Below are 16,668 nucleotides of genomic sequence, written 5' to 3'. Positions count from 1 at the left end.
GTATCTGTAAGTGTAAAGTACTCAACATGTTTAAATTATTATCTATAGCAACAAATTGATATCGAAAAAACGCAAACAAAAAGCCAAGTCATATTTGACTTGGCTTTTTGTTGTTCTCTTAGCGTTAAGCTAGCTTAATCCGTCGCTATGCGCCTTTCTTGGCCTTCTTGGTAGATTCACTCACCCACTTACCATTGACGTAATGCGCAGACCAACCCGTGGCTTTACCATCGACTTCAGTCGCAACGTATTGCTCTTTCGTCTTACGGCTAAACTTCACCGCAGCCTTATTGCCTTCATCATCAGTGACTGGCGCATCCGCTAAATACTGATACTTAGGCCATAGCAGCTCACGGTATTGAACCAGTTCCTCAACCAAAGGCGCACGGGTTTCACGTGATTTAGGAAAAGTACTAGCCGCTAAGAAAATACCCGCCGCACCATCACGTAATACGAAATGGGCATCCGATTTACTGCATTTCAGTTCAGGTAAATAAATAGGATCTTCTTTTGGCGGCGCCGCCTCACCATTTTTCAGTAATTTACGGGTATTCTTACACTCTTCATTGGTACAGCCAAAGTACTTACCAAAACGACCATTTTTCAGTTCCATATCGTGACCACAGCGATCACACTCAATCAGTGGACCTTCATAGCCTTTGATCTTGAATTGGCCTTCTTCGACTTCATAGCCTTCACAGATTGGATTGTTACCGCAGACGTGTAACTTACGCTTCTCATCGATCAGGTAACTGTCCATTGCCGTGCCGCAAATACTACAACGGTGCTTCGCACGCAGTGCATCTGTTTCGGCATCTTCACTGTTTTCGCTAATCGCCTCAACGCCAGGCGTGAGGTTCATCGTCGTCTTACAGCGTTCTTTAGGGGGCAATTCATAACCAGAGCAACCAAGGAAAACACCTGTCGTTCCAGTGCGGATCCCCATAGGACGACCACAAGTTGGGCACTTGATATCCGTCATCACCATTTGGTTAAGACGCATACCACCTTCTTCAGGATCCAGCTCTGCTTTTTCTAATTGCTTAGTAAAGTCAGCATAGAAACCATCAAGTACTTTTTTCCAGTCTAACTCGCCCCGAGCCACATCATCTAATGTTTGCTCCATGCTGGCGGTAAAGTCATAGCTCATCAAATCAGCAAAACTGCTCACCAATCGTTCGCTGACAATTTCACCCATTTTTTCGGCATAGAAACGACGATTTTCGACTTTTACATAACCACGATCTTGAATCGTTGAAATAATGGTTGCGTAGGTTGATGGGCGGCCAATGCCGCGTTTTTCTAATTCTTTTACTAAAGAAGCTTCGCTGTATCGTGCTGGCGGCTTAGTGAAGTGTTGTTTAGGCTGCAATTCTTTTAATGCTAATACATCGCCCTGGGCCACGAATGGTAACGTATTGTCTTCTTCGTTTTTCTTCTTAAGCGCTGTTTGTACGCGAGTCCAACCATCGAAACGTAAGGTACGTCCCGTGGCTTTGAGCTCATAATCACCCGCTTTTACGGTCAACTTAGTGGCATCATATTGTGCAGGTGTCATTTGACATGAGACAAACTGGCGCCAAATAAGCTCATATAAGCGCTGAGCGTCACGTTCCATGTCAGATAAGGTCGCTGCTTGCACTTGAACGTTCGATGGACGAATCGCTTCGTGAGCCTCTTGTGCGCCTTCTTTCGATCCGTATCGAATCGGTTCGGCGGGTAGATATTTATCACCAAATTCTTTGGCAATCATATCACGTAGGTTTTCAACGGCTTCTTGACTCAAATTGGTCGAGTCGGTACGCATATAAGTGATATGACCGGCTTCGTAAAGTCGCTGCGCCATCATCATGGTCTTCTTCACACCGAAACCTAAGCGTGTACTCGCGGCCTGTTGCAGTGTCGACGTAATAAAGGGAGCAGATGGTTTACTTTGAGTCGCTTTATCTTCGCGAGCCAGCACAGTAAAACTTGCCGCAGATAACGCTTGAACCGCAGCCATCGCTTGCTGTTCATTGATAGGATTAAAAGCAGCATCTAGATGCTTAACCACTTCCATCCGCAAAGCTTCTTGAGCGGGTGTATTGAGCTCTGCGTGTACATCCCAAAATTCTTCAGGCACAAAGGCTTTGATTTCGCTTTCGCGTTCAACCACTAAACGCACGGCAACCGACTGCACTCGCCCAGCGGATAAACCGCGAGCAACTTTTTTCCACAGCAGAGGCGACACCATAAAACCGACAACTCTGTCTAAGAAGCGGCGGGCTTGTTGGGCATTAACCATGTTAGTGTCGAGTGTCGACGGTTTACTAAAAGCATCTTGAATCGCAGATTTAGTAATTTCGTTGAAAACCACACGTTGATACCGTGAAGGATCACCACCAATCACCTCTTGCAAATGCCAGGCGATAGCTTCTCCCTCACGGTCTAAGTCGGTTGCGAGATAGATTTGGTCAGCAGAATCGGCAAGTGCCTGTAACTCTTTAACGACTTTTTCTTTACCCGGCAAAATTTGGTACTTAGCCGCCCAGCCCTTTTCAGGGTTTACGCCCATACGAGACACTAGCGCTTGCTGATCTTTCACCTTTTTATATTGAGCTTTTTCTTCTGGCGACATCTTCTTAACTTCAGCAGCGGATTTAACCTTTTCATTGCCTTCTGAAGTCGATGATGTCGGCAGATCACGGATGTGACCTACGCTCGATTTAACGATGAATTCTTTGCCAAGATATTTATTAATAGTCTTAGCTTTGGCCGGTGATTCGACAATAACTAGCGATTTACCCATAGTTTAATTTGCGCCAAAAAATCTCAAGAAGGTGGAAATTGGCACCATATATAGAGGGTTGTACTGATAGTTTCAAGTTAATCCCTCTTTTATATGTACCAGCGAGTCACTTTTTAATCAAAGTTGAAAAAATGTAAAAATATAATATGCGTAATTAAAAACTAATATTTCATTATTTGCCAGCAAGCAAGAAATAGTTATGCATTTATCGTGAAAAAGTCGCTTTGAGCACAAAACCGTCCGCTTGTGCACTCGAAAAGCTTCAGTATACTGGGTTCCCTCAGGGACCATATGAACAAATAATAACTTTCCCTATCACAAGGATAAGCAATGAAGCACTTTGAAGCGAATTTTGATGGACTCGTTGGACCAACACACAATTACGCAGGGTTGTCTTTTGGCAATGTCGCCTCACTTAGCAATGCCGCCTTAGTTTCCAACCCCAAAGCTGCTGCAAAACAAGGACTCCAAAAAGCCAAAGCACTAGCCGATATGGGCATGGTTCAAGGAATATTAGCTCCTCAAGAGCGCCCAGACCTCTATACATTGCGCCGAATTGGATTTTCTGGCTCTGATGCTAATGTATTAAAACAAGCGGCAAAAGAAGCGCCCATATTACTTAATGCCTGTTGCAGTGCTTCCAGTATGTGGACAGCCAATGCCGCTACAGTCTCACCAAGTGCAGATACTCGTGACGGCAAACTGCATTTTACCCCAGCAAATTTAGTCGATAAACTGCATCGCAGCATCGAGCCTTTGACAACGGGGCGCATATTAACAGCAACTTTCAGTGATCCCCACTATTTTCATCACCATAGTCACTTACCTGAGCATAATAGCTTCGGTGATGAAGGTGCCGCTAACCACACTCGTCTCTGCAATGAATACGGCCATGCTGGTGTTGAGCTGTTTGTTTATGGACAAGAAGCCACCAATCCCAACGCACCTAAACCGCAAAAATATCCAGCAAGACAAACCTTAGAAGCGTCGATGGCAGTCGCACGCTTACATCAGCTGGAAGACGATAATTGCGTCTTCATCCAACAGAATCCTGATGTGATTGATCAAGGTGTATTCCATAACGATGTTATCGCAGTAGGTAATCAAAATGTCCTGTTCTACCACGAACAAGCCTTCTTAAATACCCAGAATAAAATCGATGAAATTAAACGTAAACTCGACACTGAGCTGTATTTCATTGAAGTGCCAACCGCGAAAGTAGCAATTAACGACGCAGTCAAAAGCTATTTATTCAATACTCAAATTATTACATTGCCATCCGGTGAAATGGCGATTATTGCCCCAACAGATTGCCAAGAAAATCCCGCGGTATTTGCCTATTTGAACGAATTACTCACATTAAACACGCCGATTAAGCAAGTGCTTTATTTCGACGTAAAACAAAGCATGCAAAACGGTGGCGGCCCTGCCTGTCTTCGTTTACGTGTCGCCATGAATGAAGTGGAAGTCGCAGCGGTAAATCAACACACTCTGATGAATGATGCTTTATTTAATCGTTTAAACCTTTGGGTAGACAAATATTATCGTGACAGATTAACCACCCAAGATCTTGCAGACCCTCAGCTAATCATCGAATCTCGAACAGCTCTAGATGAACTTACACAGATCATGAAACTAGGTAGCGTTTATCAGTTCCAGCGTTAGGAATTATTCCTAACGCTGGAACTACATCATTATAAAATTCGACAGACCTACAATAGAAAAGAGCACCTTAGATGCTCTTTTTATTTGGATAAGGTCCTTAAAACTAGCTGATTCTAATCGGAATAGATAGAACCTGAGTCACTGACCCATTAGGGGTTTCAACCTCAACAATAAGAGTACCTGCATTAGGTTGCTCTTCACCTTTCAGTGTCACACTAAACTCACGTCCCGCGTTATAGTTACTACTTGGCCAAATATATTGAGCACTGCTAGCAACAGAACCTGCGCTTGCTTTAAATCTAACAATACTACCAGCAGGCATTTGTTGGTTATGTAAGTCAGATATAGTGAAATAAACAGTAGCGGCATCTTTACCTATTAAGTCAATACGTTGGTCTTTGCTGATGCTGTAACTATCGTCGATAAGCACATCAGCAATCGGAGTCGCATAAGCAGTACTTCCTGACATGACAATCACTAAACTGCCTCTCACATATAGTGATTTTGAATCTGTAATACCATCAGCACAAGCAGCATGTGCAGGCTCAGAGCAGAGTACACCGTTATATTTACTATCTTTTATATCAAAAACACCATTAGAATTAAAATCAATTAACTCTTCTAATTCCCCACCAATTTGTCCACCCGCTTGCTGAGGATTAAAAATGCCATCTTCATTATAATCATTGAAAGCATCATCCAAATCAAATGGCTTACCACTTACATCTTTTTGAGTTAAAAATGCTGTTGCTTCAGAAGAATCAAAGCGACCATTGCCATTAAGATCTGGGAAGGATTCTTCGCCAATCGCAGTAGCAGTAATAGTTGCTCGACCACCATATTTCTGGCCATAATAATTACCTAAATTAGGCGCAAGTGTCGCAATAGGATTGCGAATTAATGCGCCTGTTGCGTCAATAAGAGACTGCCCTTCAGGCCGAGTTAACTGACTCGTCCAAACAACACTACATGTACCTTTAACAGTCTGACAAGCATCTTCAATAGAGCCACCTTCAGTGGTAAAAGATACTGTTGTGCCATCTGGAACAGGGTTATTGAATGCATCGGCTAGGCGTGCAGTAACGGTCACTTTGGTGCCATCAACGTTCCAACCTTCAGCATTGAGTACTGTTGCAGAAAGTGAAAAACTGTCTTGATCGGGTATCCCTGTCGAGATGATGAGCTGACTTGATTGACTTGAAATAACTGGCGAAGAGCCAGCAATAGTGCCTGTTACTCTTACCGAAGTAGCAACAGTCCCGGTTCTTACAACTGTCTGAACAATGCCTTGATTGTTAGTCGTTGCACTTGATGGGTCAAGCACTATGCCTCCCGTCGTAGTGTTCAAACTAAAGTTAACTAACTGGTTACTTACCGGATTACTATTTGTGTCAAGTACCTTAAATTTAACTTCAGAAGATTCTGAGCCACCTGTACCTAAAATGGCGATATTTTGCGGTGTCGCAGACATAAATATAATGCTTCCCACGTTAGCAGGAAGTACTTTAATAGTGCCCGTAGCTGAAAGATTTAATCCACCTGCGTTAGCAGTAACATTAATAGGATCATCTCCAACGCAGCCCTTTGCAAGGTAAGTCGTTGTAGCTACGCCATTCACAGAGGGTACGGGTGAACTTATTATGGCTTCTGGTGATGATTTAGTTGAACAGGCCGATGAAAACTTAACATCCACAGGTTGGGTAAAAGGCTTACCTTGATCGTCCTGGATAACGACAGAAATAGTCGCGGTGCCACCTGCAGTTAAATCACTTGAACTAACACTTGCTTTACCAGCAACAAAAGGACTTCCACTACCCATGACTACATTTGTAGCACCAACCACCACTACTGTATTACCTTTTTCACCACTAGCTAAAGAGGCAACGATAGTTCCTGCACCTAACGTATTACCAGCATAAATATCAACACTAGCCTTTCCCTGACTATTTGTTACAGCAGTTTTGATAGGAAGGTCCCCAATATCATTGTCAAAGGTCACTATCGTGGGTTTATTAATGCCGGTGATAGTAGCAGTTAACTTACCTGGATTTAAGGATGTAATAGTTTGAATAGGTAAGCCTGTAATATCAGTTAAGGCTAAATTAACTTGTGCACCTCCACCCGCTTCACCGCCATCACCTTTCATCACAAAACCAATTTTCCCAGACTCCCCAGTATCAACTTTGCCAGTGACAGTACCTGCACCCGCAATAGTTGCTGTATTTAAAATAATAGTAGCAACACCTTCGGTATTCGTTAATGCCGTTGCCGTACTAGGATCAAAAGACCCAATATTAGAATTACTCAGAGTAAAAGTAACTAATTCACCAGCCAAGGAACCGAGTTTCGAATCAACAACTTTAGCTGATACTGTGGCAGGTGCTAAAGCAGAAATATCCGTATTAGTAATACTCAGAGTGACAGTGACGACACTTGGCGTCGGCGGAGTACCGGAACCATCATCAGAGATACTGCCCCCACCACCACATGCTGATAATAAAAGCGAACACAATCCTGCGAGAAAAACCTTATACGCTGACTTCATTGTCAGGCTCCCTGTTACTCTGATGATAATACCTAAGCGAGACGCTTATTACTTATAGGCTAACATTACACAATTTTCACGCAACTTTCCCATAACTATCTTATTTTATTTCGCAAATCTGATAAATACTTTAACATTAATTGTCATTTCATCTTCACGATTTTCTTGCTAGTCTTGTGAGCGCCAAAAAATAGAATGTATAAAAAACACACAGGACTCTCTATGGCAATTTCTATAAAAAATAAACTCGGCCTTACAAGTAAAATTCTGATCGGTATGGGAACAGGTATTGCTTTAGGCCTCTTTCTTCGTAATGCCTTTCCAGAAAGCGATATAGTAAAAGATTATATTACCGAAGGTTTCTTGCATGTTATCGGTACTATCTTCATCTCCAGCTTAAAAATGTTAGTCGTTCCTTTAGTCTTTATTTCATTAGTTTGCGGAACTTGCTCACTGAGTGAACCTTCAAAATTAGGCCGCTTAGGGGGGAAAACCCTCGCCTTCTATTTATTCACAACCGCCATTGCCTTAGTGATTGCGATTGTCAGCGCAGTCCTTATACATCCTGGAAACGCCTCACTGGCGTCAGAAAAAATGGAGTACGTCGCAAAAGAAGCCCCAAGTCTTGCTGATGTGCTGATAAACATAGTGCCCACTAATCCGATGCAGGCATTGAGCGAAGGTAATATGCTGCAAATTATTATTTTTGCGGTCATTTTTGGCTTTGCTATTGCCCATATTGGTGAGCGCGGCAAACGTATTGCGGCGTTGTTTGAAGATTTAAATGAAGTCATCATGCGTGTCGTGACACTGATCATGCAACTCGCGCCCTATGGTGTATTTGCGCTGATGGCAAAACTTGCATTAACACTCGGTTTAGAGACCTTTGGTAGTGTGGTTAAATATTTCTTCGTGGTCTTAGGTGTATTATTGATCCATGCTTTTGTTGTTTACCCTACACTTCTAAAACTTTTCTCAGGCCTCAATCCCTTAATATTTATTCGTAAAATGCGCGATGTGCAGTTGTTTGCTTTTTCAACCGCCAGTTCAAATGCCACTTTACCCATTACCATAGAAGCGTCTGAACATAGATTAGGTGTCGATAATAAAATCGCCGCTTTTACGCTACCGTTAGGCGCTACCATTAATATGGATGGCACAGCAATCATGCAAGGCGTTGCCACTGTGTTTATTGCGCAGGTTTTTGGCATTGAGCTCTCACTAACCGATTATGCCGTTGTTGTTGTGACTGCCACGTTAGCATCAATTGGTACAGCGGGTGTTCCAGGTGTCGGACTTATCATGCTGGCAATGGTGTTAAATCAAGTTGGCTTGCCAGTGGAAGGGATTGCCCTGATTATCGGTGTCGATCGCTTACTCGACATGGTACGTACTGCAGTAAACGTCACAGGTGATTGCGTAGCAACTGTAATTATTGCTAAATCAGAGGGCGAATTTAACGAGCAAGTGTTTAACAACACTCAAGCGGGTAAAGTTGCTAGAAGTTTTGATGAGCAAGTTCATCATTTAGATAAATCGAACTAAACCTCACAAAGACCAAAATGACGCCCAGCTTCAGTGTTGGGCGTTTTTGTTTGAACGCAATACAGTTAACATGTCTATTGTTAGCAAAATGTGAACGCACCAATAGTACGGAAGTTTGTTTTTAGATACATTATGTTTACTATTTTAATACGTTTAATGGGAGGGGTATAAATGTGGTGGAGAAGTCTTTGGATCCTGATTGCATGCTGGCTATTGAGTGCCCACTTCGTACGTTACGAACAAATTAACTTTGCCATTCCTTTTGCACTTGCGCCTTTGGTCTTATTTTTTAACTCAGTTTACTTACTTCGTTTATTACAAATTTTATTATTTATAAGTGTCTTTGCCGTATGGGGCGTCACAACCATTGAAGCGGTACATCTGCGATTAGCGCAAGAAATGCCTTGGTTGAGATTGTCTTTTATCATGATGGCGGTGATGTTATTTACCTTAGGCGCGATTATGTGTGGCAACGGCATTTTGCGGATCAGAAAACAAAAATCGCCTTGGGGAAATTCCCCGATACGCTAACACTTTAACGGCAAAACCTTCTTATTCAACAATTAATTAGTACTTATTTTGACCACAAGTTCAACTCGGTCAGCAAAGGTTAAGTTCAACTAAGATATGCTGATCCTCTATTTGGTTATCAGTGTGATTTTGCGTAGACTAGTTTGCTAAAGCTTTAGCTCATACACTTTAAGGCATTATATTATGAGAATTTTGGTTGTTGAAGACGATCCTATTTTATCCCACCACTTAAAAGTGCAATTAAGCGATCTCGGCAATCAAGTTCAAGTGGCACTGACTGCCAAAGAAGGTTTTTATCAAGCCACTAATTATCCCATCGATGTCGCCATTGTCGATTTAGGGCTACCCGATCAAGATGGTATTAGCTTAATTCAACAGCTCCGTGAAGCGGGTCTTAAAGCACCGATATTAATTCTCACGGCACGAGTTAATTGGCAGGATAAAGTTGAAGGCCTTAACGCCGGAGCCGATGACTATTTAGTGAAACCCTTTCAAAAAGAAGAGCTTGTCGCAAGGCTTGATGCCTTAGTGCGCCGTAGCGCAGGTTTTGTTAAACCCGTGATTTGCAGTGGAGAATTGAAACTCGATCTCGCCGCCAAACAAGTCACTCTGGGTGACGAAGTTATGGAGGTCACTGCCTTTGAATATTTAATCCTCGAATATTTGATGCGCCATTGTCATGAGGTTGTCGCCAAGCAACGTTTACTCGATGTGATTTATGGTGATAAGGAAGGCGATCCTAATACGATTGAAGTCATGGTCAGCCGCCTGCGTAAAAAACTGACCCGAGATGGTATCGATAACCCCATAGTGACCATCCGCGGCCAAGGATATAAATTTAACCTGCCATGCAATTAAGATTAAAATTCAAGAAACGTCTGCTGACACGGATGTTTCTCACCTCACTATCAATTATTACCTTAGTGGGTTTTGGTCTCGCATGGATGGTTAATATTCTGCATGCGCAAAATAGTTATAACGAAGAAACTGCCCAACTCATTGCCGAAATCCCCCAAGTCGCCGCCGAATTACGGGAGCACGATCTTATCCCCGATACCAGTGCTTGGTTGGAAGAAAATAATAAACAAGAGCGTTATGTGATAGCGAGCTGCGATGACAAATTTAAGCAGGTTTGGACCTCATCCCTCGCAGTAGATCGTGGCTTATTTGATACCTGTGAGCGTTTTAACGAAATCCGTAACGACTCCCCGCCCTACTACCTCACCATGGCTGACGACAGAGGATATTTCGTCTATTTGCTCGCGGTAGAAATTGCCAGTGTGCATTACAACCTCCTTGTCATGAAAGATGCCGCCAAACTGGAGCAAGAATACAGTAAGTTCAGTAAACGTACTTATATTCGTTTAGCCATGGTATTGGCCTTAGCCTTAATTCTATTGGTCAGCGCCGCCTATTGGGGCATGCGTCCCTTGGTACGGATGCAAAATGAACTGCAATCAATTAACCAAGGTAAGAGTAAATCACTTTCTGAGGGCTATCCTGTTGAACTTGAAGGCGTAACGCAAGCACTCAACCAGATGTTGCAACAATCCAGTGCCCAACAACAGCGCTATCAAAATGCTATGAATGACTTGGCACACAGTCTTAAAACCCGCTTAGCCGCCGTGCATGCCATTACAGATGACGCCAGTTTGAGTAAACAATCGGCGAGCGAAAAGATCATGGAACAAGTCAGCCAGATGGATCAGCTAGTCAAATACCAATTAAAACGGGCCATGTTAGGCCGCCAAGGCCTGAAGCAAGAACAAACTGTTATTGCGCCCTTAGTCGATCAATTAGCACAAATGTTGTTTAAAATTTATCGAGAAAAACAAGTGCAGTTCTCGGCCAACATCTCCCCTTCCTTGATGTTCCCCGGCAACAAGGGTGACTTAATGGAGCTGTGTGGCAACCTTATGGAAAATGCTTTCCGCCTGTGTATCAGCCAAGTGCATGTATCGGCTAAAATTAACTCACAAGGTGAGTTTGAACTTATTGTTGAAGATGATGGCCCTGGTGTTGAAGAAAGCTTAAGACAGAAGATTATCCAACGTGGCGTGCGTGCCGATACTCAGTCTCCTGGGCAAGGGATCGGATTAGCTGTCTGTGATGAAATCGTTCACAGCTACGGTGGCAGCTTAAAAATTGAAGAAAGTCGCTTAGAAGGGGCGCTCTTTAGGATCCGTATCCCAGTGTAAGAAACTGAGATACTATCAGGCAATCACCGCATATAACTGTTCGGCTCGATTAAACATGATCCAAGAAGTGGCAATATATTTGTCACCACTCACAGGTTTATTTCCCCGATGTGAATGAGTAAATCCCGCAGGCGCTATCACCATAGTACCTTTTTTGGGGGAGATTTTACGCTGTTGATAATAAAATTCGGTTTCGCCGCCCTCTTCCACATCATTTAAATAAAACATATAAAGCACGACGCGATGCAGAGCTTCATTGTGGCCATTCTGCGGGAATTGCTCCGAATGCCAATGGGGATAACCGCCTTTATTTTGCTGATACTTTTGAATATTAATACTGCCACTGCGATACAAATACTTCACTAAGCCATCGGCCCTAGGCGCACCCAGCGTCGCAAAATTAGTCGGAGTTAGCGTTACAGGTTGGCCCTGCTCATCACTCACTGACACAGCAACCGCACCCATTAATGCCATTGAATACTTTGTGAAATAATCTACCGCGCCCTTTAAGGTATAACCTAAGAGTTCGTTTCTGATGGGCTGCAGGTCGACGAAACTATCTAAGGTCAAATCGCGGCTGATCTTCTTCTCCAGATCGACGCCATTGCCCGTTTGTCCATCAACAACGCCAGCATGTTGCTCAAATGCCAGAATGAGACGGTCACACAAGTCATTCGGCAACGCATTAGGGTATACTTCAATAAAGTCCATACTTCCTCAATGGAGTGGCTATTTTCTAGGCTTACTATGCTGACATGTTAGTTAAGTAATTGTAAAGCAGCATCATTGAGATAAAATAACCCACATTACGCTTCACGATAACAAGAATATGAAAAAAAGCTGTAAAGTCTCAGTCCATCAACTTCAAGTCGGCAACTTTGTGCGTTTGCCCGTGGCTTGGAAAGATCATCCCTTTTTATTCAGTAGCTTTCATATTAAACAAGCTGCGCAAATCGAGTTGATTAAAAATCTGGGCATCGAACATGTCATCGTCGATTTAGAACGCAGCGACGTCGCCCCGATACATGCTGATGCGGTCAACCCTATCAAATTGCCGCCAAGTGCTGAAATCAATGTGCTTAAAAACGACATGGATCAATACAAGGCTGAGCAAATCGAAGTGCAAAAAAAATTACGCCGTGACATTAATAAAACTGAGCAAAATTTTACCCGCTCAGTAGCCATGATGCGCAGCCTCATCTCTAAGCTACGTAATCGCCCCTTAAATGCGGTCGATGACGCTAAAGATTTGGTCCACACCATAGTCGAACAGCTGCTCAACTCAGATAACTTAGTGCTACATTTGATGAGTGATGCTAAGCAGGATGAAAGCATTTACTACCACTCCTTGAATGTTGCGATCCTCTCTATGCTGATCGCCAAAGAAATGGAATGGGATAGAAGTGAAATCGAAACGGTCGGTCTCAGTGCCCTGTTCCACGACGTGGGTAAATTAAAAATTCCACCACAAATTCTAAAAAAATCGACACCTTGGTCAGCACCAGAGCTTAATTTTATCAAGCAGCATCCATTACTTGGGATTGAACTGCTCAAATTAGCCGATAATTTTCCCCAAGCAGCCTTACCTGCAATCACCAATCACCACGAGTTTCTCGATGGCAGTGGTTATCCCAAAGGCCTAAAGGAAGAGGCTCTCGATAAGGTATCGCAACTGATTGCGGTAGTGAACGAATATGACTCCTTGTGTTACCCAAGCCAACAGGGCAAAGCCAGAATGCCCTACGCCGCACTAGGGCATTTATATAAGCAATATAAAACTAAGCTAAATCAAGAGTATATTGGCAAGATGATCAAGATGCTGGGCATTTACCCCCCAGGCAGTGTAGTGGAATTATCCAGCGGTCAATATGCCATGGTGATGTCGGTTAACTTAACTAAACTGCTATGTCCAAAAATATTGGTTTACGATGCGTTAGTTCCTAAAGACCAAGCGCCTATCGTTGATTTAGAGATTGAAGGGATCAGCATAGTGCGTTGCTTACCACCTGCGGCGCTTCCTGAAAAAGTCCACGAATATTTGAATCCGCGCGAGCGAGTGAGTTACTACTTTGGCGGCGATAGTCGTAAGTAGTTGATTAAGAAACTGGCTTAACGATTATGTCTAACGAGCTTCACTCATTTAAGCAAAGTCATCGAGTCTCACTCATTGAATAAAAGTCATTGAATGAACGTAGTTAAATGGCAGTGATAAAAATAAGGGTCGAATATTGCATTCGACCCTTATTTTAAATTCGAGAAAACCAACACAGCTAGCGCCAGACTTATAACCAATGCTTACGTTTAAAGAAGAAGTAAGTACCTGCGGCACTGGCTAACATCATCACAATCGCCATAGGGTAACCGTATTGCCACTCAAGCTCAGGCATGCTGGCAAAGTTCATCCCATAACTACTGGCAATCAAGGTCGGTGGTAGAAACACCACAGCGGCAACCGAGAAGATTTTGATGATTTTGTTCTGCTGCAGACCACTGAAACCCATGGCCGCATCGAGCAGAAAGTTTAACTTATCGAAAATAAACTGACTGTGGGGCATCAGCGACTCGATATCCGACAACATTTCCCGCAAGTCCTTTAAATGTTCATCGGATAACTGGCCACGATAATAACGCTGCATATAACGCAGTGAGCGCTGAGTATCGAGCAAGCTTAATCGGATTTTACCATTAGAGTCTTCTTGCAGAGTGATGAGTTTAAATACATCGTCAAGTTCGTCGTTATCAAATACTTGCTCACCGACATTTTCAAGTACAGTGTAAACGTCTTCAATTAAGTCAGATAGATAATCCACTTTCAGATTAAATAACTCGAGAAACAATTCCTGCGGTGTCGATACTTCTAACCGCCCTAAACGCAAATAGTTACGCAGCAAACGGATAAGACCTACGTCTTCTTCACGAATTGTCAGTAAAAAATTGCTACGAAGGTTGAAGGAAACGTTAACGCCGCGCACATCTTGGCCGACACGCTGTGGGAATAACGAATTAATATGCAAGCCGTCACTGTTTTGATAAAAACGTGCTGAGGCCTCAATTTCATTGATATCTTCTTCGTCAGGCACTTCTTCAACAGAAAAATGACTTAACCACTCTCGCTCCTCATCATCGGGTTTATACAGATCTAACCAAATGGTTGATGCGGGAATACTGTCCAGTATGCCGAGCTCTGTCACAGTAAGGTGACGATTATCATAGACATAAGCAGTAATCATTTGTCCTCCTGAAAAAAAACTTAAGTTAACGATTCCACTTAAGTGCAGGCTAAAAAATTGTCGCTAGTTTACCGCATAAGTTGGCAATGAAAAGGCGTGCAAGGTAATTTAGTAAAATAAATATGCCTTAATCGGTTTCGATAATAGCCAACCGTTCTTGGGTCGAAAAGCGAATATGGATGCCATCGAGAGTGACCATTTTCGAGTCTGAGATATCCCCTTTTCGCACACGATACTCGCCGTTATTGTCGGCATTCGGTGACACAATTCTCACAGTGACAATTCTATGCTGATCGCGCCAATACCAAACACTGTAACTCAGTAGGCTAAATCCAATCACCACAAACACACCCGTCAACAGGTATCGGCGCCACAGCGGTTCACTAAAACGCTTTGAACTGAGATTAACTGCCAGAGGTTCAATCTGACGCTTGCGTTTCACCAGTAAAAACCAAGCGCCAGCAATGACTAAGACTGTTAGTAAAATTTTAATGAGCATGGCTCTTTCCTCTGATAAACGTCCGCTTGTGCTCAATGGTCTCGATCAAGCCAGCAGCAATCTTGCATTGGCCCTTCAATGCCACACAAGTTAGCGCATTATACGCAGACTTATATGGATAAACTGTCTTTGGGATCAAGCTTAAAGTGCACAGTCAAATAGATAAGGCGAATGTATGAGCCACACACATGCACATAGACAAAGCAGAACGTTGAAACAGAGTACAACAGACTTATGACAGGGCGAAAACACTGCGGGACCCATGCTTAAAATTGATTGCTACAGATCACAATACTCAACAATTAAGTAAGTACCTGACATTAAAAATCTTCAAATCCCTTCGCCATCCGCTGAATTTGTGCCAAAGGAACGCCATGGCGATTACGTTTCGCGCATTCCTGCTGATGAGCCAGACTGCTTGGTTCACCCACAAGCACAATTCTAACTTGATAACCTAAGGCTTTTGCCGCCGCTTCATAGGCCATGTATTCCCAGTGGCACAGATTGGTATTATCACAAATCACCACAGGCTCGCTTGAAGAAAGTGCCTGAATAAACCCCGTCAAATTACATTGATGAAACTCAGGTAATTTCTTGGCATCGAAACGGTATTCATCTTCATGGTAGAAAAAACTATCGGTCGAAAATACGCCACGTTGCCGCACGCCAATGGCTTTTTCTAAAGGAAGGGAAAGAATGTAAGTTTCAACCCAGTGTGACTTACCACTGCCCGGTAAGCCACGCATTATAATCGCAACTTTTTCGCTCATGTGTTCGACTCACTGCCAATCACTCGACCCGCTAAAATGGTATCAACCAACTGAGGCACTAACTCCCCCGCTTTTCCTGTGAGGTGATATTGAAACTGACTGTGTCTATCGGGTGCCATCATATTCACTTCGACTGTTTGAGCCCCATGATGGTTAGCTGTATCCACAAAGCCCGCGGCAGGATACACAGTGCCAGAGGTGCCAATGGCAATAAACAAGTCGCAGTTATCCAGCGCATCGTGAATTCGATCCATCCCTAAGGGCATTTCACCAAACCACACCACATGGGGGCGTAATCGCTGAGCCGGAATACAGCAAGTACAGCAATTATCGGCACCAAAGGGGTCACGTAAAATAAAGGTCTGACGTGAGCGCGGACAACGGCCTTTGGATAATTCACCGTGCATATGCAATAGACGGCGCGAACCCGCACGCTCATGCAGGTCATCAATATTTTGTGTGATGATAAGTAATTGACCTTTAAACTCCGCTTCCAACTTTGCCAAGGCCACATGCGCTGCATTGGGCTCAACCGTGCCACTGTGCAGTTGCAACCAACGACTATTGTAGAATCGCTCTACCAATTCAGCATCACGTTCATACCCTTCTGGTGTAGCAACGTCTTCAATATGATGTTCTTCCCATAGACCATCTTGATCGCGAAAGGTGCGTAAACCCGACTCAGCAGAGATCCCTGCGCCGGTTAACACCACAATTTGCTGGTACATGCCGATTCCTTATTATTTTATTTATTTGAATTATTCTCACTGACTTTGGCAGCCGTGAATATTATTCCTTGGTATAACCATACAAAAACTATGCTTGAATTGCCGCAAAATATTGTGATTTAACGCCTATTGACACAATTTATCTGCATATCGCCCTAGAAAGCCAGAA

At 43.3% G+C, this 16,668-nt stretch carries 13 protein-coding genes; 6 read left to right on the top strand and 7 right to left on the bottom strand.

Annotated elements, in window-relative coordinates:
* Positions 1–145: 145 nt before the first annotated feature.
* Positions 146–2,788, bottom strand: a complete 2,643-nt coding sequence (topA, locus tag HUB64_RS08795) for a type I DNA topoisomerase (protein WP_105252683.1) — start codon at positions 2,786–2,788, stop codon at positions 146–148.
* 330 nt (positions 2,789–3,118) lie between these two features.
* Here topA and astB point away from each other — a divergent pair, with 330 nt between their 5' ends.
* Entirely contained in the window at positions 3,119–4,453 is a 1,335-nt protein-coding gene (gene astB / locus HUB64_RS08790; protein ID WP_173496826.1) for an N-succinylarginine dihydrolase, read from the top strand.
* Positions 4,454–4,556: 103 nt separating this feature from the next.
* Here the strand turns inward: astB and HUB64_RS08785 are convergent, their stop codons facing one another.
* Positions 4,557–6,998 (bottom strand): hypothetical protein, encoded by a 2,442-nt coding sequence (locus tag HUB64_RS08785; protein WP_173244480.1) that lies wholly within the window; start codon positions 6,996–6,998, stop codon positions 4,557–4,559.
* A 222-nt stretch (positions 6,999–7,220) separates the two neighbouring features.
* On the opposite strand from HUB64_RS08785, the gene HUB64_RS08780 reads away from it, so the two are divergent.
* From HUB64_RS08780 to HUB64_RS08765, 4 genes are all read left to right on the top strand, one after another.
* Complete coding sequence (locus HUB64_RS08780) at positions 7,221–8,543, top strand: dicarboxylate/amino acid:cation symporter (RefSeq protein WP_173496825.1); 1,323 nt, start codon at positions 7,221–7,223, stop codon at positions 8,541–8,543.
* Between the two features lie 171 nt (positions 8,544–8,714).
* Positions 8,715–9,074 (top strand): hypothetical protein, encoded by a 360-nt coding sequence (locus HUB64_RS08775; protein WP_028759715.1) that lies wholly within the window; start codon positions 8,715–8,717, stop codon positions 9,072–9,074.
* Positions 9,075–9,257: 183 nt separating this feature from the next.
* On the top strand, positions 9,258–9,932 hold the full coding sequence (locus tag HUB64_RS08770) for a response regulator (protein ID WP_028759714.1): 675 nt from the start codon (positions 9,258–9,260) through the stop codon (positions 9,930–9,932).
* On the top strand, positions 9,923–11,272 hold the full coding sequence (locus HUB64_RS08765; protein WP_028759713.1) for a sensor histidine kinase: 1,350 nt from the start codon (positions 9,923–9,925) through the stop codon (positions 11,270–11,272). Before HUB64_RS08770 ends, HUB64_RS08765 begins: the two co-directional genes overlap by 10 nt.
* Positions 11,273–11,287: 15 nt before the next feature.
* Here HUB64_RS08765 and HUB64_RS08760 read toward each other — a convergent pair whose 3' ends face one another.
* Positions 11,288–11,983, bottom strand: a complete 696-nt coding sequence (locus tag HUB64_RS08760) for a 2OG-Fe(II) oxygenase (protein ID WP_173244477.1) — start codon at positions 11,981–11,983, stop codon at positions 11,288–11,290.
* Positions 11,984–12,101: 118 nt separating this feature from the next.
* Here HUB64_RS08760 and HUB64_RS08755 point away from each other — a divergent pair, with 118 nt between their 5' ends.
* Positions 12,102–13,364: an HD-GYP domain-containing protein gene (locus tag HUB64_RS08755; RefSeq protein WP_028759711.1), complete on the top strand. Its 1,263-nt coding sequence runs from the start codon at positions 12,102–12,104 to the stop codon at positions 13,362–13,364.
* Between the two features lie 190 nt (positions 13,365–13,554).
* Here HUB64_RS08755 and corA read toward each other — a convergent pair whose 3' ends face one another.
* The 4 genes from corA to cobB all read right to left on the bottom strand — a co-directional run bounded on the left by corA (position 13,555) and on the right by cobB (position 16,499).
* Positions 13,555–14,502 carry a magnesium/cobalt transporter CorA gene (gene corA, locus HUB64_RS08750; RefSeq protein ID WP_105252689.1) on the bottom strand — a complete coding sequence of 316 codons (948 nt, stop codon included), beginning with the start codon at positions 14,500–14,502 and terminating at the stop codon, positions 13,555–13,557.
* 127 nt (positions 14,503–14,629) lie between these two features.
* Positions 14,630–15,001, bottom strand: a complete 372-nt coding sequence (locus HUB64_RS08745) for a hypothetical protein (protein ID WP_173496824.1) — start codon at positions 14,999–15,001, stop codon at positions 14,630–14,632.
* Positions 15,002–15,321: 320 nt separating this feature from the next.
* Positions 15,322–15,771, bottom strand: coding sequence for an ATP-binding protein (locus HUB64_RS08740; protein ID WP_173496823.1), 450 nt, complete (start codon positions 15,769–15,771; stop codon positions 15,322–15,324).
* Positions 15,768–16,499: a Sir2 family NAD+-dependent deacetylase gene (gene cobB / locus HUB64_RS08735; RefSeq protein ID WP_173496822.1), complete on the bottom strand. Its 732-nt coding sequence runs from the start codon at positions 16,497–16,499 to the stop codon at positions 15,768–15,770. Before cobB ends, HUB64_RS08740 begins: the two co-directional genes overlap by 4 nt.
* Positions 16,500–16,668 lie beyond the last annotated feature (169 nt).

The organism is Shewanella sp. ISTPL2, from assembly GCF_013283205.1.
GTDB lineage: Bacteria > Pseudomonadota > Gammaproteobacteria > Enterobacterales > Shewanellaceae > Shewanella > Shewanella oncorhynchi.
The sequence above is the reverse complement of the archived record's forward strand: the minus strand, read 5'-3'. Positions and strand labels throughout refer to the sequence as shown.